The sequence below is a fragment of the Achromobacter sp. RT286_PF genome (assembly GCF_059760425.1).
Genome location: NZ_JCBAMR010000065.1, coordinates 1 through 17,785 on the forward strand (window position 1 = coordinate 1; position 17,785 = coordinate 17,785).

Genomic DNA, 17,785 nt, shown 5'->3' on the forward strand with positions numbered 1-17,785 from the left:
CCCATCCCGAACAGGACAGTGAAACGCCTTCGCGCCGATGATAGTGGACGGACGTCTGTGAAAGTAGGTCATCGTCAGGCTTTTATTGCGCAAAACCCCACAGGTAATCCTGTGGGGTTTTGTTTTTTGCGCGTCCCAGACGTTGCAAGTACAGATTAGTTAAACCCCCTCGTAGCTCGCGCTGCGAGGGGGTTTTGTTTTTTATTTTGCGCGAAACAAACGACGACTGTTTATGGCAGTTGGCGGCGCAATGCTTCGAAGAACAATTCTGACTGAAGACGTTCGCTTTGAATCTGCGCGGCGACTTTGGTGGCGATGTCGGCGTTTACCGGTTTGAGCGGACGGCCAGTAGATTGAGCAAGGATCTGCGCTGCGCAAGCGCGTTCCAGGAAAAACAAATCGTCGTAAGCGTAGTCCAGCCGTTCGCCGCAAACCACAACGCCGTGATTGCCAAGGAAGACGATGTCCGCGCCTTGCATGGCATGCGCAATGCGTTCGCCCTCGGTGACGTCCAGGGCCAGGCCGTTGTAGTTTTCGTCGATGGCAAGCCTGCCGTGGAACCGCATTGCGTTTTGCGACAGCGTCGTGTCCAGACCTCGGTCTGCGGTAAGTGTCAGTGCCGTGGCATAAGGCATATGCGTGTGCAGGACACAGGCCTTGCCCGCGATACGGTGGATGGCAGCGTGAATAAACATCGCCGTGGGTTCAACGGCATGTCGACCGGCCAGTTTGTTTCCATGCGCATCGATCAGGACGATGTCGTCGGCTTGAACTTCATTCCACATGAGACCGCGGGGATTCAGCAGAAAGTGGTCGGGGTCACCAGGCAACGCCACGCTGAAGTGATTGCAGACGCCTTCGCCCAGGCCATGAGCCGCAGCCGCCCGCAAGGCCAAGGCCAAGTCGGCGCGAAGCGCAGCCACGGGTTCCGCGTGATATAGGGCGTCTGCGAAATGGGGTTCTTGATTCATGTCTGCCTTAAGGCTTAGGGAGGGGTAAGGGAACGCGCCTGATCCGACTATAGAGGGCCAGGCTGCGGCGTTATAACCAACCGGCGCTGCGGAAAACTCCTGGCACCCGGTCCAATGTCGGTACGGTAGCGTCCGGACGATAGTCAGGCAATAGCTGACGGCCTGTTCCCCGATCGATCCAGACGCATCGGAAGCCGATGTCGCGGGCAGCGGCATGGTCAAGATGTGGACTGGCGCAAATATGCACGATGTCGTCTGGCGTGACGCCAAGGCTCTGGTGAGCATGCGCGAAGATTTTGCGAGACGGTTTGTAGGCGCCCGAGGATTCGGCCGTGATCACCCGGTCGATATGCCCGCCCAGCTGTGCGACGTTGCCGGCAATGATGTCTTCATCGGTATTCGAAATGATGCAAAGTCGGAAACCCGCCTGTTTCAGCGTGGCCAGCGTGTCCACGACTTCCGGAAACGGTGGCATGGCGGATATGCTGCCTATCAGTATGTCGGCATCTTCTGGTCGATATGGCAGGTCAAAGTCCTGCATCGTCAACCGTAGCGACTCGCGCGAGATGTCGGCAAAGCTGCGATGGGGCGGAGTGCGTTCCAGGCGATGCTCGTGTTGGTCGTACGCGTGCAGGAACTCATCGGCTGTGGGCGCTGAATGCGCCGGCGGCTTGCCAGCCAGGATGCGGGCAACCGCCGCCTGTAGCCCTTCGTCCCACTGAATCAGCGTGCCGTAACAGTCAAACGTCAGCCACTCCGGGCGGGGAAGCGAATTCAACGGCATGGTGGATCCCTAAGAAAAATAGAAGAATCCTCAGCGTAGGACGTCCCACATCAAGTCGTAAAATTAATAATCGGACTCCTCTCAGTTGATAAACGAATATCAAGGCCGCCATGCTTGACCTGGAACTCTTGAGAACGCTGGTTTGCGTTGCCGATGAAGGCAGCTTCACCCGCGCTGCCCAGCGCGTGCATCGCACACAATCCACCGTCAGCCAGCAGGTTCGAAAGTTGGAGCAGACGGTGGGCAAGACATTGCTGCTGCGCGACCGCACCGGCAGCAATGTGTCTGCGACCGAGGATGGCGAAGTGATGCTTGCGTACGCCCGCCGCCTGTTAGCCATTGCCGACGAGGCCGAACATGCCTTGATGGCGCCCCAGGCAGCGCGTGTTTTACGCCTGGGCATTCCTGAAGACTTCGACGTGGCGCGGCTGACGTTGCTGTTGGCGCGATTCGCGGCCAGCCATCCCGGCGTCCGGCTGGAAACCGCGAGTGGTATGAGCACCGAGCTACGCGCCAAACTGGGTTCCGGCGACTTGGACCTGGCCCTGATCAAACGCGAGCCCGACGACGGCCCATGCCTGGCGGCATGGCCCGAGCGTCTGGTCTGGATCGGCGCCAAGCGACACGCTGCGCTGGCGCCACATTGCCCCGTGCCGTTGGTGATGTTTCCGCACGGCTGCATCTATCGCAAGCGGATGATTTACGCGTTGGAGAGCGCCGGTCGCGCCTGGTACGGCGCTTATCACAGCCATAGCCTTGCTGGCGTGCAGGCGGCCGTGGCGGCGGGGCTGGGCGTGAGCTTGCTGCCTGCGTTCGCCACCCTGGAATCGCATCAGGTGCTGGTGGCACGCGACGGGTTCGATCCGGTGCCGTCGACCGAGTTGGCCATCGTCAGCAATCGCCGCGTGCCAGGCAGCATCGAGCAACAACTCGTGTACGCGTTGCAGCAGGCCATAGAAGCCGACACGCGCGACCCGGCGATGGCGTGAACGCCGGCGTTCAAGTCACATCGCCGTCCACGTAGTACCACTGGCCGTCTTCACGCACGAAGCGACTGACTTCGTGCATGCGATGCGCGCGGCCTGCTTGGCGACTGCGGGCCACGAATTCCACGGTAGCGTGATCGGCGTCCTGTTCGCGCGCTTGTTTGATGGACAGCCCCAGCCATTTCAAGTCCGGCGGATTCGGGTCCAGCGTTGCGGGCCGCGTCCTGGGATGCCAACTGGCTAGCAGGTAAGGCAGTTTGTCCAGGACGAAAGCGCTGTATCGCGATCGCATCAGCGCCTCGGCGGTGGGCGCCTGCATGGCCAGGGGGCCTTCATGCCAGCGGCCGCAGCAGCGGTCGTAGGCCGCGCCGCCGCAAGGGCACGGAGCGGCCAGGGAAGCAGATTTCTTGGTCACGGTTTGGCAGCGGCGCGTATCAGGCTCGCAGGTCGTTGTATTCGGGATGGCGGCGCATGTAGACCTCGGCATACGAGCACAACGGCCGGACTTTCCAGCCATTGGCGCGCGCGGTATCCAGCGCTGACCGGGTCAGTTCCGCAGCGATGCCGCGCCCGCCGACCTGGCTGGGGACGCCGGTGTGCACGATGGCCATCGTGTCGCCTTGCAACTGGTAGTCCAACACGCAAAGCACGCCGTCGACGGTGGCGGTGAAGCGGGATTGACGGGGGTCCTGGGTGACAACAGTCATTCGAAGGCTCCTTGGATGCACCGGTGGGTCAGCCGGCATTCACCCGATGATCGGTAATCGGTAATCGGTAGTCGTAAGCAAACAGCTTAACGCGTCAGCGCTCGGGGGCAGAGGGCTGCCCCGTCGACTTACCGGTGCAACACCTTGATCAACGCCGTCAGTTGGGCGTCGCGCGTTTGCACCATGTCGGCGATGCTGCGCCGGCCCGCCTCGGCGTTGACGCCTTCGATGAGTTTGCGCTGTAGTTCCGGGGTGACCTCGGGTGTGCCCAGATCGTCCCACCAGGTTTGCACCGGGCCCAGCAGGTGGTCCATGAAATGCGCCAGGCCGCCCGCGCCACCGCCCAGGTTGAACGTCATGTGGGGTCCGAACAATGCCCAGCGCAACCCCGGCCCTTGCGACACCGCGGCGTCGATATCGGCCACGCTGGCGACGTTTTCGGCGGCCAGATGGATGGCCTCGCGCCAAACGGCCGCTTGCAGACGGTTGGCGATATGACCCGGCACTTCCTTGTTCAGTCGGATCGGGTATTTGCCCATGGCCCGGTAGAACGCGATGCTTTGCTCGATGACTTCAACCGACGTCTTGTCGCCCCCCACCACTTCTACAAGCGGAATCAGATGCGGCGGATTGAACGGATGCCCGATGACGAAGCGCTCCGGATGTTGGCAGCGCGATTGCAGACGGCTCATGATCAGGCCCGACGAACTCGAGGCCACGATCACGCGAGGCGGCAGTAGGGCGTCCATCCGCGCAAAGAGTTCGATCTTGAAGTCCTCGCGTTCGGGCGCGTTTTCCTGCACGAAGTCCACATCGACCAAGGCCGTCGCCAAGTCCGGCTCGAACAGCAGGGCGTCCGGCGACGCGCCTTCCACGACGCGGCCCAATTCCTTCAGCACCGGCCAGGCGGCCTGAACGCGCGCGCGCGTTTGTGCTTCGGCGTCGGCGGCGGGGTCGCTGACCACCACCGTCAGCCCATGCGCCAGGAACAGTGCTGCCCAACTGGCCCCGATGGTGCCGGCGCCAACGATGGCGATGCGGCGGATGGCTGGCGTGGGCGTGGCAGGGTGCGGCATAGGGCTCTCCGAGTGGCAGGGATCGGCCCATATTGTGATGCAAACGCCCCGCGCTTGCATGCCCGCCTTATGCGTTATGCGCGCGACGCAAGTGACGCCAGACCAGCCCGACCCCCGCCGCGTAGCTTGCGGCGATCACGCCGTAGGCGACGGGCAGGGTTGCGTTCCAGTCGGGCAGCACGTGCATGATGGTGCCCATCAATGCCACCCCGACCAATGCGCCGGACTGCCGATTCGCGTTCAATGCCGCCGCCGCGCTGTTGGCGTGGTGCTTGCCCGAACTCTGCATCACAATGCCGGTCATCGCTGGCACGGCGATTCCCACGCCCAGATTGCCCAGCGCAACCAGGATGGCGAAGGGCCAGTAGGCGATCGTGGGCGTGAAGGCGACGATCCCCAAGGCGCTCATGGTGGCGGCCAGCGACATGCCCCCCAATAGCGCTGCCGACACATTCCAGCGCGCGGAGACACGCCCCGAAATCAAATTGCCGATTGAAAAAACCGCCAGCATCGGCACCAGCTGGATACCGGTCTGAAGGGCGTCGGCGCCGCGCGCATGTTGCAGGAACAAGCTAAGCAGGAACAACTGCCCGTACGAAGCCAGATTGATCAGGAAGCCCACCGCGTTGGCCGCGGCAAAGTGCGGCGTCTGGAACAGGACGCGGGGCAGTATCGGTTCGGCGTGGCGGCGTTCGCGCCGCACCAGCAATACGATGGCCAGGGCACACAAGCCGGTGACGCCGGCAATGCGCGGCGACGTCCAGCCGTAGGCGTTGCCCTGGATCAGCACGAAGCACAACGACGACAACGCGATTACGCCCAGCAGGTGGCTGATCGGGTTCAGCGCGCGCGGCCGGCGCGGGGCCGCGTGGATGCGGCGGCGGGCAAGCCACAGCCCGGCCACGCCCAACGGCAGGTTGATGAGAAAGATGCCGCGCCAACCGAATTGATGGATCAACACACCGCCCAGCAAGGGGCCGGTGGCGCCCGCCACCGCGACGATCGCCGACCAGGCGGCCAGCATGCGGTTGCGCACGTGGTCGTCGTCGTAGGCGTGCGTCAGCAAGCTTAGCGAGCTGGGCATGAACAGCGCGGCGCCCAGGCCTTGCAGCATGCGGGCCGCGATCAATGTGTTGGCGTCGGGCGCCAAGCCGCACAGCAATGAGGCAAACGTAAACACGGCCAGGCCGGCAAGATAAACCGTTTTCGCCCCATAGCGGTCGGCCAGCGCGCCGGCCACCAACAGCAGCGCGGCAAACGTCAGCGTGTAACCGTCGACGATCCACACCAGATCCGTCAAGGGAACGACAAACTGCACGGCAATGCTGGGCAGCGCCACGTTGACCACGGTCACGTCCAGCATGGCCATGACGAAACCGATGGCCAGGGTGACTAGCGGCAGCCAGGCAGTGGCCGGCTTGGCGTCGAGGGAGGGCACGGGGTGTGATGGGCAGGCGGTGTTCATGAGAGGCAGACGGCGGGATTCCAAGGACTGAAGCTTAGAAGTTTTCAGGTATGCAAAAAAGCCGAAATACTGCTTTATAGTGATGCATAAATGCATCACGGTCCCCTGGGTGGCAGGGCTGAAACGCGTTCGGGATGCCAATGGACTGAAGTGAGGGTCAGCGCTATGGATTGGGACAATGCCAGGATCTTCCTGGCGATTTATCGCGTGGGAACGCTGCGCGGGGCGGCGGCATTGCTGCAGATCGACCAGGCAACGGCGGGCCGGCGCCTGGCCGCGCTGGAGTCATCGCTGGACGCGCGCCTGTTTCTGCGCACCCCTGGCGGGTACGTGCCCACGCCGGCGGGCGAATTGGCGTTCGCCGCGGCGGAGCGCATGGAGTCGGCCGCCGACCAGCTGCAGCGGCAGATGCAGGGGCTGGACCATCGCCTGTCGGGCGTGGTGCGCGTGGCGGCATCCGAAACCGTGGCCAGCTACTTCATCATGGAGGCGGTGCGCCGCGTGCATGTCCAGCATCCGGACATACGCGTGGTGCTGTCGGCGTCGATACAGATTAGCAACTTGACCCGTCGCGAGGCGGATTTGGCCATCCGCAACGTCAAGCCTGACAGTCCCGATTTGATCCAGCGCCACCTGGCCCGCAAGGAAGTTGGTCTGTATGCCTCGCGCGAATATCTTGCCGCGCACGGTGAGCCCAAACCGGGTACGGCCTTCGCCGGGCATACCTTGGTGACGTACCAGCAGGCGGTCTTGCCCGGCTGGTCGGACACGTTTTGCGGCGAGCCGACGGGCAACGGGCGCATCGCGATCGAGCTCAATTCCGGGATGATGATACTTGCCGCCGTGGTGGCCGGCCTGGGCATCGGCGAGCTGCCCACCCACATGGCGCCGGATTATCCCGACCTGGTCCGTATCTGGCCGGGTCGCAGCGAACCGTATGATTTGTGGCTGGTCATGCACGGGGACCTGAACCGCACCGCGCGCGTGCGCGCCGTGGCCGACGCCATCGTCCAGGTGTTCGAAGAAGATAAATAGCCGCGCAACTGCGGTAAGCCGTGGCTTGTCGAGCCGCGCGACAGGCGCTAAGGTTTGCGTGCCCCGCAGGAAAACCACGAATCAGGAGTGACGCGTGTCCGATCTTTGGCGTTTATCCGCAGTTGAGCTTGCCTCTCTAATCCGACAGCGCGACGTATCGGCTGTCCAGGCCGCGCAAAGCGCATTGGACCGGCTCGATGCCGTCAACCCCGCGCTTAATGCCGTGGTCGATCATCGCCCTGACGAGGTCCTGGCCCGGGCACGCGAGGTCGATGCGCAGCTGGCACGCGGCGAAGATCCCGGCGTGCTGGCCGGTGTGCCCGTTACGGTCAAGGTCAACGTCGACCAGGCAGGCTACGCCACGACCAACGGCGTCAGCCTGCAAAAGGACGTGATCGCCGCGCAGAACAGCCCCGTCGTCGACAACCTGCTGCGCGCCGGCGCGGTGATTCTTGGCCGCACGAACACGCCCGCGTTTTCGTTGCGCTGGTTCACGGGTAACGGCCTGCACGGGGACACGCGCAACCCGCGCAACAAGGCATTGACGCCAGGTGGCTCGTCGGGTGGCGCCGCGTCGGCGGTGGCGGCGGGCATCGGCCATCTGGCCCATGGCACCGATATCGCCGGGTCCATCCGCTACCCCGCCTACGCCTGCGGCGTGCACGGGTTGCGGCCATCGCTGGGCCGCGTGCCCGCGTACAACGCGGCCTTGCCGGAACGTTCCATCGGCGGCCAATTGACGGCCGTGTCGGGGCCATTGGGGCGCACCATTGCCGACGTGCGCTTGGGGCTGGCGGCCATGTCCGCGCGTGACCCTCGCGACCCTTGGTGGGTGCCGGCGCCGCTTGTGGGCCCCGACGTTCCCCGCCGCGCCGCGCTGTGCGTGAACCCGGATGGCATGAACCCCGAGCCCGCTGTCGTCAAGGCATTGCAGGAAGCCGCCCGCAGGCTTAGCGACGCAGGCTGGACGGTGGACACACTGGACGCCGTGCCGCCCATGCAAGAGGCGGCCGACTTGCAGATCCGCATGTGGATGGCGGACGGCTATGAGGCCATGTTGGCGGCGGCCGAAAAGGAAGGCGACCCAGGGGCTTTGGTGGCCCTGCGCGGCCAGCGCGACAAGGCCGCCGACGCAAACCTGAACAATTTTTCCGCGGTGCTGACGCGTCGGGCTACGTTGACCCGCTTGTGGGAAATCTTCCTTTCCGAATATCCGGTGCTGTTGCTACCGGTATCCGCGGAATTGCCCTTTCCCGACAATCTGGATTTGCAGGGCGACGCGGCTTACGCGCGCGTGTGGCGTGCGCAGATGACGCAGATCGGCGTGCCCTTCATGGGCTTGCCCGGGTTGTCGGTGGCGATGGGCAACGCCATGAGCAGCGTCGGGCAAAGCCCCGTCGGGGTGCAGATCGTTGCGGGACGCTATCGCGAAGATCTATGCCTGGCCGCTGGCGAAATTATCGAGGCGGGCGATGCCGCCGTCACCATCGCCGAACCGGACTTCAAACCCGCACCGCGTTGACGGCGTGCGGCCTTGCGTTAGCCCGACGCCCTAGCTGCCAAACCGCACGCGCAGCACGCCGAGCTCGCCGTAGACGAGCTCGATGTCTTGATGCGCCGGCACGTCCAGGAACCCGGCATACGAACCGGTAATGACGTGCTGCCCGGCATGCAGCCCCAAGCCTTGTTCGCGCAGGAAATTGGCCAACCAGTACAAGCCGGCCTTTGGGCGATCGTTAGGGTGAAAGCCAGGATGTTGTTCAACTTCGCGTCCGCCGACCGACAAGGTCAGCGTCATGCTTGAAGGAACCGCGTCGGCGCTGGCGATGCGCGCCCCCAGCACCAGGCCTTCGTTGAACATGTGGTCGGCAAGCAGTTCCGGCAGGCTGGCATGTTCGGGCGACGCGTAGCGGCAGCCCAGGACTTCCAGCGCCAGCCGAGCGCCGCCCACGGCCGCGTCAATCTCGGCGTCGGTGTAGGGCGTGTCGCGGGCGGGCAGGTCTTGCGCCAGCTCGAACGCAATTTCCGGCTCAATGCGCACCACTTGCGTGCGCGTGGCAACGGGGCCAGCCTCGGCAAAGACGGTGCCCGATGCGTAAATCGGCGCCACAACCATTTTCTCGGGCGAGGGTAGCGCGCTTTTCCAGGCCGCGATGCGGTCCTGGCGCGTTTCCTGCAATAGTTGTGCGGTGCGCTGTTGAACCGCGAATGCCTGCCCCATTGATTGCGGGCGGCAGTCCGCCGGCAAGCGCGGGCCGGCCACGCCGGATTCGCGCGCGGCGATCAACGTGCGGGCGGCGTCGATGCTGCCGGGATAGTCTTCGATTCGGATCTGCATGGGCTCAGGCTCCCAGGTACAGCATCACCCACAGGACGATCATGGCGATCAGGCCCAGCCAGCACGAGCCCCAAAAGCCAACGATGGGCCATTTCAGCGAAAGCGGCGTTTTCTTGGGGTCGACGTGACCCAGCAAATCGTTGGCATTGCCGATCAACCAGAACCGCGTGCCGGGAAACATCAGGCGGAAAAAATAGTCCAGCATGATGGCCGCCTGGATCGACAGGGGATACTGTTTCCACGGGCGGTGTTGCAAATAGGGGTGCTTGAACGCGGCGTTGATCTCTTTGTTTTTCAGGAAAAACAGGACAATGCCGCTCAGCGTGCAGGTGATGAAGCAAAGCACGAAAAGGCTGAAGGCCATGGCCATGACAGGTGAATGCATGGGGATCTCAAGATTGCGCGGCGTGCCGCGTTAGATGAAAAAAGGGCAGAACGAAAGCGGGGAAAAAATCTGCCCGTATTGTAGAAGGCTTGGCGCCGCCCCGTGTTCAGGGCAGCGTCAGCGATGTCGGGCGGCCAGGCCGCCCAGGGCTGATGTGGTTCAGCCGCGAACCTGGCCTTCACCGTTCAACACCCACTTCAGCGTGGTCAGGCCTTCCAGGCCGACCGGGCCGCGCGCATGCAGACGGTTCGTCGAGATGCCGATTTCAGCGCCCAGGCCGTATTCGAAACCGTCCGCAAAGCAGGTCGGCAGGTTGACGTAGACCGAGCTGGAATCCACTTCACGCTGAAAGCGCTGCGCCGCCGACAGGTCTTCGGTGACGATGGCGTCGGTGTGGCCCGAGCCCCAGCGCGCGATGTGCTCGATGGCGTCATCCAGCGTGTCAACGATACGAACGGCCAGGATCGGGCCCAGGTATTCCGTGCCCCAGTCTTCTTCCGTGGCAGGGGTGATGTGGGGCAGCAAGGCCATCGTGCGCGGGCAGCCGCGCAGTTCGACGCCATGCTCGATCAGGGCTGCCGCCAGGGTGGGCAGAATGGAAACGGAGGCCACGGCATCGACCAGCAACGTTTCCATGGCGCCGCAGATGCCATAGCGGTAGGTCTTGGCGTTAAAGGCAATGGTGTGCGCCTTGTCCGGATCGGCCGCCGCGTCAATGTAGATGTGGCAGTTGCCGTCCAGGTGCTTGATCAATGGCACGCGGGCTTCTTGCGCCAGCCTCGCAATCAAGCCCTTGCCGCCGCGCGGAACGATGACGTCGATATGTTCCGTCATGGTGATGAGTTTGCCCACGGCGGCCCGGTCCGCGGTGGCGACGACCTGCACGGCGTCCGGCGGCAAGCCGGCCGCGGCCAGACCGGTTTGCACGACCCGGCCTAACGCGATATTGGAGTGCAAAGCTTCGCTGCCGCCCCGCAGGATTGCGGCGTTGCCGGACTTCAAGCACAGCGCGGCCGCGTCGATCGTGACGTTGGGCCGGGACTCGTAAATGATGCCGATGACCCCGAGCGGGACCCGCATTTGCGCCACGCGCATGCCGTTAGGACGCACCGTGGTGGCCGTGATGCTGCCGATAGGATCGGGCAAGGCGGCAATCTGGCGCAAGCCCTCGGCCATGTGCGCCAACGTTTTGTCGGACAGGGTCAGGCGGTCCAGCAGTGCCGGTTCCAGACCGTTGGCGCGGGCGGCGGACACATCCTTTTCGTTGGCGGCCTTGAGCTCATCGTGGCTGGCGGCCAGGGCGTCGGCCATGGCTAGCAACGCCTTGTTCTTGGCAGCGCTGTTGGCGCGCATCATCGCGCGCGAGGCGCGTCGGGCGTTTTCGCCCAAGGTCAGCATGGCGTGTTCAATGGAAGACGAGGACATGGCAGTGTCAATCATGAATGAGTGCAACGGAAGAGACGGCGGAGCCCGTGGGCGTAACCCTAAGCGCCGTCTGAAGATTCAGTTTATATCCGGCCAAAGGACGGCGTGCGCGGGGCGGCCTTCAAGGTCGCCCGCCGGCGGCGGCCACGCGCAGCGCCAGCCGGGTCATTTCTTCCCAGGGGTCCGAAAGCCGTCCGGCGACGGACAAGCCCTTGATCAGGCGATCCACGTCGTGGGCGTGCTGCACGGCTGCGGGCCAGACGGCGGGCTGCACCCGGTTCAGCGCCTGTAATGCCAGGCGCTCGTGCGCGCCGAAGATGCGCAACCGACGCATCAGCCCGTTGGCGTCCTGGCCCAGCGCGCGCGCTTCCGCGATGCGGGCAAGCAGGCGGATTTCTTCGCCGACCGCCCAGAGCACCAGCGGCAGCGCTTCGCCTTCGGCGCGCAGGCCGTCGATCATGCGGATGGTGCGGGCGATGTCGCCCGCCAGCATGGCGTCGCGCAGGCCGAAAACATCGTAGCGCGCAACGTTCAGTACCGCGCGCTCTACGTCCTCGGCCGCCAGTTGGCCTTCGGGATACAGCAAGCCCAGCTTCTGGATTTCCTGGTGCGCAGCCAGCAGGTTGCCTTCGACCTTGTCAGCCATCCATTGCAACGTGGCAGCGTCGGCACGCTGGTTTTGCCGAGCCAGCCGCATGCCCACCCAGGCAGGCAGCCGGCCGCGCTCGATGTTGGCGATGTCGACCATCACGCCGCCCCGGTTCAGCGCCTGCACCCAGCGGCTTTCGCGGGTGGCTTTGTCCAGCCGGGGAAGCGCAATGAGGATCAGCGTGTCGGCATCAGGCTGCTTTTCGGCCTGCTCGGCCAGCTTGGCCAGCGTGTCGGCGCCGGACTTGCCGGGCTTGCCGGTGGGGATCTTGATTTCAAGGATGCGGCGGTCGCCGAACAGCGACACGCTTTGCGTTGCGGCAGTGACGGCGCTCCAGTCGCTGCGGGCGTCCATCACCATCGAAAGCCGGTCGGTGTAGCCGGCGTTGCGCGCCGAGGCGCGCAACGTATCCACGGCTTCGGTGACCAGCAAAGGCTCGTCGCCGGACACCGTGTAAAGCGGCGCGAGCTGATTGCCCGGGCGCTGCAGGTGTTCGGCAAGCCGATCCGCGTCCAAAGGCTGTGCCATGGGCTAGCGCAAGATCGCCGGGTCGGTGGTTTGCGGCGTCTGCCACGGCGTGGGCGTGCTCTTTTGCTGCGGCGCGTTCGGGTCGTACAGCGGAATCTCGCCGGTTTCCCCGCGTTCTTCAGCCTGCTCGAATGCGCGGCGTACGTCCGGTGCGGTCATGCGGCGCAGCAGACGGGACACCAGGTCGCGCTGCATGGCTTTATACAAGGTGTCGATCTGACCTTGCTTGGCCTGCACCACTTGGTCGTCGTACGGCATTTCGCGGTAGATGGACAAGGTGGTGTCGGGGATCAACGCACGGCCCTTGTTGTCGATGAGACGGAACGTGTAGTTGATACCCAGTTCGTATTCCTCGACCCGGCCCTGGGCGTTCAGAGACACCTCGCGCAACGTACGCGTATCGCCAACCTGCTGAAGAATGGCCTGCGCTTCCTTGGGCGAATCCACCAGCTTGGTATTGGGCGAGGCCGCGCGCAGGGCGCGGCGCACGTCCGCGCCGAACTGAGTGGTATCGGGCATGCCGACATAAAGCGTGTCGAACGGCATCGGCGTAACGCCGCGCAGCGCGAAGCCGCAAGCGGACAGCAGCATGAACAGCGCCAGGCAGGCGCCGCGCAGCAGCCACGATTGGCGGGGGGAGTGCGAGAGTTGCCCGGCGAAGTACATGCTTGACCTCATCAGCCTACGACGTTGACCAGTTTGCCCGGCACCACGATGACGCGCTTGGGCGGGCGGCCTTCCAGGAAGCGCGAGACCTCTTCCTGGCTGGCAGCGAGCTTTTCGATGTCTTCCTTGGCGGCGCCGGCGGCCACGCGGATCGAGCCGCGCAGCTTGCCGTTGACCTGGAGCATCAGCTCGATTTCGTCCGCGATCAGCGCGGCTTCGTCCACATGCGGCCACGGCGCGTCCAGCAGGTCGCCCAGCTCTTTCGCGTAGCCCAGGTCTTGCCACAGGTGCCAGGTGATGTGCGGGACCACCGGGTACAGCACGCGCAGCAGCACGCCCAGCGTTTCGGCGTAGGCGGCATCGGCCGCGGCGTCCTCGGGCAGCTTGGCGTCGTCGATGGCGTTCAGCATCTTCATGCAGGCGGACACGACGGTGTTGTACTGGATGCGCTGGTAGTCGTAGTCGGCTTGCTTGAGCAGCGTGTAGACCTCGCGGCGCAGATCCTTGACGGCGGCGGTGGCTTGCGACCAGTCAGCGCCATTGGCCAGGCCACGTGCCACGGCGTCGCGGCGCGCGTAGCTGATGGACCACAGGCGACGCAGGAAGCGGTTGGAACCTTCCACGCCCGAATCCGACCATTCAAGCGTCTGCTCGGGCGGGCTGGCGAACATGACGAACAGGCGTGCCGTGTCGGCGCCCAGCGTGTCGATCAGCGATTGCGGATCGACACCGTTGTTCTTGGACTTGGACATCGTGCCCACGCCGCCGTAGTTGATGGCGGAACCGTCCGACTTGAGCTTGGCGCCGGTGATGGCGCCACGGTCGTCGTAGACGTTTTCAACGTCTTCGGGCCAGAAGTATTCAATGCCGCCCTGGGGCGTCTTGCGCGAATAGATATGGTTCAGCACCATGCCCTGGCACAGCAGCTTGGTGAAGGGCTCGTCGAAATTGAGCAGGCCCATGTCGCGCATGACCTTGGTCCAGAAGCGGGCGTACAGCAAGTGCAGCACGGCGTGCTCGATGCCGCCGATGTACTGGTCCATCGGCATCCAGTAGTCATTGCGCGCGTCGACCATGGCGTTGTCGTTGCCCGGCGAGGTGTAGCGCATGAAGTACCAGGACGAGTCCACAAACGTGTCCATCGTGTCCGTTTCGCGGCGCGCGGGCTTGCCGCAGCTGGGGCAGGCGCAGGACAGGAAGGCTTCGTTCTTGGCCAGCGGGTTGCCGCTGCCGTCCGGGATCAGGTCGTCGGGCAGGACGACGGGCAGGTCTTTTTCGGGAACCGGCACCGGGCCGCAGTCGGCGCAGTGGATGATCGGGATCGGGGTGCCCCAGTAACGCTGGCGCGAGATGCCCCAGTCGCGCAGGCGCCACGTGGTTTGCTTTTCGCCCAGGCCTTGCGCGCCCAGGTCGGCCGCGATGGCGTCCACGGCTTCCTTGTGCGACAGGCCGTCGTACTTGCCGGAATTGATGGTGCGGCCAGACTGCTTGTCGCCATACCATTCCTGCCAGGCAGCGGTGGAGTATTCCTTGCCGGGCACGTCCACGACTTGCACGATGGGCAAGTCGTATTTCTTGGCGAAGGCAAAGTCGCGTTCGTCGTGGGCGGGCACGCCCATGACGGCGCCGTCGCCGTAGGTCATGAGCACGTAGTTGCCGACCCACACTTCGACGTCCGCGCCCGTGACAGGGTGCGTGACGGTCAGGCCCGTGCGCATGCCTTCTTTTTCGCGCGTGGCCATTTCGGCCTCGGTCGTACCGCCCAGCTTGCACTGTTCGATGAACGCGCCCAGCTCGGGGTTGTTTTGCGCGGCATGCGTGGCCAGCGGGTGTTCCGGCGCCACGGCGCAGAAGGTCACGCCCATGATCGTGTCGGCGCGGGTGGTGAAAACGTACAGCTTGCCGTCCTGGATCAGCTGGCCATCCTGGCCGGCGATCTTGTGCGGGAAGGCAAAGCGCAGGCCTTCGGACTTGCCGATCCAGTTTTCCTGCATCAGGCGAACGCGCTCTGGCCAGCCAGGCAGGTCGTTCTGGACAGCGCCCAACAGTTCGTCGGCGTAGTCGGTGATGCGCAGGTAGTAGCCCGGGATCTCGCGCTTTTCAACCAGCGCGCCTGAACGCCAGCCACGGCCGTCGATGACCTGTTCGTTGGCCAGCACGGTCTGGTCGACCGGGTCCCAGTTCACGACCTGGGTCTTGCGGTAGGCCACGCCCTTTTCCAGCATCTTCAGGAACAGCCACTGGTTCCATTTGTAGTATTGCGGATCGCAGGCGCACATTTCGCGCGTCCAGTCGATTGCCAGACCCATCGCCTTCATCTGCTTCTTCATGTAGGCGATGTTGTCGTAGGTCCACTTGGCAGGCGGCACCTTGGACTTGATGGCGGCGTTTTCCGCCGGCATGCCGAAGGCATCCCAGCCCATGGGCATCAGGACGTTATAGCCGCGCATGCGCAACTGACGCGCCATCATGTCGTTGATGGTGTAGTTGCGCACGTGGCCCATATGCAGCTTGCCACTGGGGTAGGGCAGCATCGAGCAGGCGTAGAACTTCGGCTTTTCGGAGCCGTCGGCGTTCTTCGCGTGTTCGTGGACCAGATAGGCGTCGCGGGCCTGCCAGTCTTGATGGGCGGCCGCTTCGACGGTAGTGGGGAGGTAACGTTCCTGCATGGGCTCGGGCACGGTGGCAAAAAAGGGCTAGCCGCCCTGCCGCGTGGACGCGGGGGCGGCCTGACGCGGTGGCGGTCAAAACCCCTGATTATAGGAGGTGCTAGACGCGGCTAGGGGGCGGGGCTGTTTCGGGGATGCGCGCACTGGGCGCCAAGACGCCGTATGCCAATGTAACCACGCCCAGAACAGCGCCCGCGATGACCACGCCGGGCCAGCCGAAATGGGCGTAAAGCCAGGACGATACCAGTGAACCGGAGGCGCCGCCGAGGAAGTAGCTGGTCATGTAGCCCGCGGTAAGGCGGCTGCGTGCTTCGGGACGCAGGCGATAGAGCGAACTGCTATTGGTGACATGAACGCCCTGGATGGCCAGGTCCTGCACCAGAATGCCCGCCAACAGGGCAAATACCGAGACCTGGCCAAAGGCCATCAGGCCCCAGGACCCCAGCAGCAGCAACAGGCCCACGCGCGTGGCCAGGTTGCCCAGGCCCCGGTCCGCCAGACGGCCGAAGCGGTTCGCGGCATAGGCGCCCGCCGCCCCGGCCAGGCCGAACAGGCCGATGGTGGTGTTGCTGTATTGATAGGGCGGGCTGGCCAGCAGGAAGGTCAACGGTGTCCACAGCATGCTGAATGCGGCGAACAGCAAAAAGCCCAGCAGCGACCGCGCGCGAAACAGCGGCTCTTGGACAAACATGCGCAGGATCGAGCCCAACAGGCGCGGATAGCTCATCGTGGTGGGGCTCTGGTAGCGCGGCAGCACACGCCACAGGGCGGCGGACATGCCCAGCATCAGCACGGCGGCCACCCAGTACACGGTGCGCCAACTGCCCACGTCCGCCAGCACGCCTGCCACGGTGCGAGCCAGCAGAATGCCCAGCAGCAGGCCGCTCATGACCGTGCCCACCGCCTTGCCGCGCTCGTGCGGGGCGGCAAGGGTGGCCGCGAACGGCACCAGAATCTGGGCCACCACGGACAACAGCCCCGTCAGCGCCGTGCCCAGCAGCAGCACCGCGATGTGGGTGGCGAAGGAAGAAATCAACAGGCCGCCCGCTGACAGCAAGGTCATCAGCACGATCAGACGGCGGCGTTCAAAGAGATCGCCCAGCGGCACCAGCAGCATCAAACCCAACGCGTAGCTCAACTGGGCCGTGGTGACGATGGCCCCCGCCGCGGCGTTGGACAGCCCGAATTGCTGGCCGATCGTATGCAGCAGCGGTTGCGCGTAGTAGTTGCTGGCGACGGCCAGGCCGGTCGCGATCGACATCAACAGGACGATCGGCGCGGTCAGCGTCGGGGTGGGCGGGGTAGGCGGGGCGGGGGGCGCGGAGGCGGGGGAAGCTGTCATGAAGCGGAGCGAAGGCGGTTCGAAAATGGCGGGAGAAAGCAAAGGGAGAGGGGAGGCGGCAACGGGTGGCAACGAGGGCTATGGCGACATCAACGTCTACGTCTACGGCAACCGCAACCGCAACCGCGCCATGGGCGGCAGCGCGTCAGACGCCGATCCCTCCTGGCGTTTCCTGATCGTGCTTGATCAGCAACTTTTTCAGCAGGCCGGCCAATTGTTTGCGTTCGGCGGCCGAGAGCGGATCCAGCAGTTCGCCCAGATCCTTCAGGTAATCCTTCAGCACCTGCTTGATGACGCGCAGGCCGTCAGGGGTCAGTGACACGATGATGCCGCGCCGGTCGTCGGGGTTCGGATTGCGCACCAGCAGCCCCGCCTGTTCCAGCCGGTCAAGCCGGTTCGTCATCGCCCCTGATGTCAGCAACAAGGCTTCGACCAACTTCTGCGGGTTCAGGGCGTGCGGCGCGCCGGTGCGGTAAAGCGTCGCCAGGACGTCGAATTCGCCCTGGTGCAGGTGATGGCGGCGAAAGCTGCGATTGACGTTTCGGGTCGCAAAGGCGTTCAGGCGGAACACCCGGGTCACAACCGCCATGGCCGCGAAGTCCTGGTTGGGGCATTCGGTGGTCCATTGCGAGATGACGAGATCGACGAGGTCGGACGTGGGCATGATTGAATTTATTTGATGTGAAGTTTCTTCACGTAAAGATAAATTCTAGTCCCCTGAGCCCGGCTCGCGCAAATCGCGCGGCAAAAAGAAAGGCC

At 64.3% G+C, this 17,785-nt stretch carries 17 protein-coding genes and 1 rRNA gene; 4 read left to right on the top strand and 14 right to left on the bottom strand.

Annotated features, from left to right (window positions below; all coding sequences use genetic code 11):
- A 5S ribosomal RNA gene (rrf, locus tag AC6LJY_RS27110) occupies positions 1-80 on the top strand; the annotation flags it as partial.
- 150 nt (positions 81-230) lie between these two features.
- Here rrf and AC6LJY_RS27115 read toward each other — a convergent pair.
- Both AC6LJY_RS27115 and AC6LJY_RS27120 read right to left on the bottom strand, forming a co-directional pair.
- Complete coding sequence (locus AC6LJY_RS27115) at positions 231-971, bottom strand: aldolase (RefSeq protein ID WP_498137187.1); 741 nt, start codon at positions 969-971, stop codon at positions 231-233.
- A 70-nt stretch (positions 972-1,041) separates the two neighbouring features.
- Positions 1,042-1,755, bottom strand: coding sequence for a haloacid dehalogenase type II (locus AC6LJY_RS27120; protein WP_498137188.1), 714 nt, complete (start codon positions 1,753-1,755; stop codon positions 1,042-1,044).
- A gap of 110 nt (positions 1,756-1,865) precedes the next feature.
- Between AC6LJY_RS27120 and AC6LJY_RS27125 the strand changes: the two genes are divergently transcribed.
- Complete coding sequence (locus AC6LJY_RS27125) at positions 1,866-2,744, top strand: LysR substrate-binding domain-containing protein (RefSeq protein ID WP_314364139.1); 879 nt, start codon at positions 1,866-1,868, stop codon at positions 2,742-2,744.
- A 10-nt stretch (positions 2,745-2,754) separates the two neighbouring features.
- On the opposite strand, the gene AC6LJY_RS27130 is transcribed toward AC6LJY_RS27125, so the two are convergent.
- The 4 genes from AC6LJY_RS27130 to AC6LJY_RS27145 form a co-directional block, all read right to left on the bottom strand.
- Positions 2,755-3,156, bottom strand: a complete 402-nt coding sequence (locus AC6LJY_RS27130; protein WP_104144200.1) for a YchJ family protein — start codon at positions 3,154-3,156, stop codon at positions 2,755-2,757.
- Between the two features lie 19 nt (positions 3,157-3,175).
- A complete protein-coding gene (locus AC6LJY_RS27135) occupies positions 3,176-3,448 on the bottom strand; it encodes a GNAT family N-acetyltransferase (protein WP_046807808.1) in 273 nt (90 codons plus the stop codon).
- Between the two features lie 128 nt (positions 3,449-3,576).
- Entirely contained in the window at positions 3,577-4,524 is a 948-nt protein-coding gene (locus AC6LJY_RS27140) for a 3-hydroxyacyl-CoA dehydrogenase NAD-binding domain-containing protein (RefSeq protein ID WP_046807807.1), read from the bottom strand.
- A gap of 67 nt (positions 4,525-4,591) precedes the next feature.
- Positions 4,592-5,989 (bottom strand): MFS transporter, encoded by a 1,398-nt coding sequence (locus AC6LJY_RS27145; protein WP_498137189.1) that lies wholly within the window; start codon positions 5,987-5,989, stop codon positions 4,592-4,594.
- Between the two features lie 165 nt (positions 5,990-6,154).
- Between AC6LJY_RS27145 and AC6LJY_RS27150 the strand changes: the two genes are divergently transcribed.
- Together AC6LJY_RS27150 and AC6LJY_RS27155 are read left to right on the top strand one after the other, a co-directional pair.
- Positions 6,155-7,024, top strand: coding sequence for a LysR family transcriptional regulator (locus AC6LJY_RS27150; RefSeq protein ID WP_046807806.1), 870 nt, complete (start codon positions 6,155-6,157; stop codon positions 7,022-7,024).
- Positions 7,025-7,118: 94 nt separating this feature from the next.
- Entirely contained in the window at positions 7,119-8,546 is a 1,428-nt protein-coding gene (locus tag AC6LJY_RS27155) for an amidase (protein WP_314364133.1), read from the top strand.
- A gap of 30 nt (positions 8,547-8,576) precedes the next feature.
- Here AC6LJY_RS27155 and AC6LJY_RS27160 read toward each other — a convergent pair whose 3' ends face one another.
- The 8 genes from AC6LJY_RS27160 to AC6LJY_RS27195 form a co-directional block, all read right to left on the bottom strand.
- Positions 8,577-9,362, bottom strand: a complete 786-nt coding sequence (locus AC6LJY_RS27160) for a 2-keto-4-pentenoate hydratase (RefSeq protein WP_498137190.1) — start codon at positions 9,360-9,362, stop codon at positions 8,577-8,579.
- Positions 9,363-9,366: 4 nt separating this feature from the next.
- Positions 9,367-9,747, bottom strand: a complete 381-nt coding sequence (locus AC6LJY_RS27165) for a hypothetical protein (RefSeq protein ID WP_185975433.1) — start codon at positions 9,745-9,747, stop codon at positions 9,367-9,369.
- Positions 9,748-9,906: 159 nt separating this feature from the next.
- The gene (locus tag AC6LJY_RS27170) at positions 9,907-11,187 is read right to left on the bottom strand and encodes a glutamate-5-semialdehyde dehydrogenase (protein ID WP_046807802.1); all 1,281 of its coding nucleotides are present in this window, start codon (positions 11,185-11,187) and stop codon (positions 9,907-9,909) included.
- Positions 11,188-11,293: 106 nt separating this feature from the next.
- Positions 11,294-12,349 (bottom strand): DNA polymerase III subunit delta, encoded by a 1,056-nt coding sequence (gene holA, locus AC6LJY_RS27175; protein WP_046807801.1) that lies wholly within the window; start codon positions 12,347-12,349, stop codon positions 11,294-11,296.
- Between the two features lie 3 nt (positions 12,350-12,352).
- A complete protein-coding gene (locus AC6LJY_RS27180; protein WP_046807800.1) occupies positions 12,353-13,015 on the bottom strand; it encodes an LPS-assembly lipoprotein LptE in 663 nt (220 codons plus the stop codon).
- Between the two features lie 11 nt (positions 13,016-13,026).
- Positions 13,027-15,684: a leucine--tRNA ligase gene (leuS, locus tag AC6LJY_RS27185; protein ID WP_104144195.1), complete on the bottom strand. Its 2,658-nt coding sequence runs from the start codon at positions 15,682-15,684 to the stop codon at positions 13,027-13,029.
- A 100-nt stretch (positions 15,685-15,784) separates the two neighbouring features.
- Positions 15,785-17,026, bottom strand: a complete 1,242-nt coding sequence (locus AC6LJY_RS27190; protein WP_104144194.1) for an MFS transporter — start codon at positions 17,024-17,026, stop codon at positions 15,785-15,787.
- Positions 17,027-17,171: 145 nt separating this feature from the next.
- Complete coding sequence (locus tag AC6LJY_RS27195; protein ID WP_046807264.1) at positions 17,172-17,690, bottom strand: MarR family winged helix-turn-helix transcriptional regulator; 519 nt, start codon at positions 17,688-17,690, stop codon at positions 17,172-17,174.
- Positions 17,691-17,785: the final 95 nt, after the last annotated feature.

Excerpts from the sequence above, each read along its gene's own strand:
- AC6LJY_RS27115 (WP_498137187.1), bottom strand. The coding sequence starts at position 971 with ATGAATCAAGAACCCCATTTCGCAGACGCCCTATATCACGCGGAACCC.
- AC6LJY_RS27120 (WP_498137188.1), bottom strand. The coding sequence starts at position 1,755 with ATGCCGTTGAATTCGCTTCCCCGCCCGGAGTGGCTGACGTTTGACTGT.
- AC6LJY_RS27125 (WP_314364139.1), top strand. The coding sequence starts at position 1,866 with ATGCTTGACCTGGAACTCTTGAGAACGCTGGTTTGCGTTGCCGATGAA.
- AC6LJY_RS27135 (WP_046807808.1), bottom strand. The coding sequence starts at position 3,448 with ATGACTGTTGTCACCCAGGACCCCCGTCAATCCCGCTTCACCGCCACC.
- AC6LJY_RS27140 (WP_046807807.1), bottom strand. The coding sequence starts at position 4,524 with ATGCCGCACCCTGCCACGCCCACGCCAGCCATCCGCCGCATCGCCATC.
- AC6LJY_RS27145 (WP_498137189.1), bottom strand. The coding sequence starts at position 5,989 with ATGAACACCGCCTGCCCATCACACCCCGTGCCCTCCCTCGACGCCAAG.
- AC6LJY_RS27150 (WP_046807806.1), top strand. The coding sequence starts at position 6,155 with ATGGATTGGGACAATGCCAGGATCTTCCTGGCGATTTATCGCGTGGGA.
- AC6LJY_RS27160 (WP_498137190.1), bottom strand. The coding sequence starts at position 9,362 with ATGCAGATCCGAATCGAAGACTATCCCGGCAGCATCGACGCCGCCCGC.
- AC6LJY_RS27165 (WP_185975433.1), bottom strand. The coding sequence starts at position 9,747 with ATGCATTCACCTGTCATGGCCATGGCCTTCAGCCTTTTCGTGCTTTGC.
- AC6LJY_RS27170 (WP_046807802.1), bottom strand. The coding sequence starts at position 11,187 with ATGATTGACACTGCCATGTCCTCGTCTTCCATTGAACACGCCATGCTG.
- holA (WP_046807801.1), bottom strand. The coding sequence starts at position 12,349 with ATGGCACAGCCTTTGGACGCGGATCGGCTTGCCGAACACCTGCAGCGC.
- AC6LJY_RS27180 (WP_046807800.1), bottom strand. The coding sequence starts at position 13,015 with ATGTACTTCGCCGGGCAACTCTCGCACTCCCCCCGCCAATCGTGGCTG.
- leuS (WP_104144195.1), bottom strand. The coding sequence starts at position 15,684 with ATGCAGGAACGTTACCTCCCCACTACCGTCGAAGCGGCCGCCCATCAA.
- AC6LJY_RS27190 (WP_104144194.1), bottom strand. The coding sequence starts at position 17,026 with ATGACAGCTTCCCCCGCCTCCGCGCCCCCCGCCCCGCCTACCCCGCCC.
- AC6LJY_RS27195 (WP_046807264.1), bottom strand. The coding sequence starts at position 17,690 with ATGCCCACGTCCGACCTCGTCGATCTCGTCATCTCGCAATGGACCACC.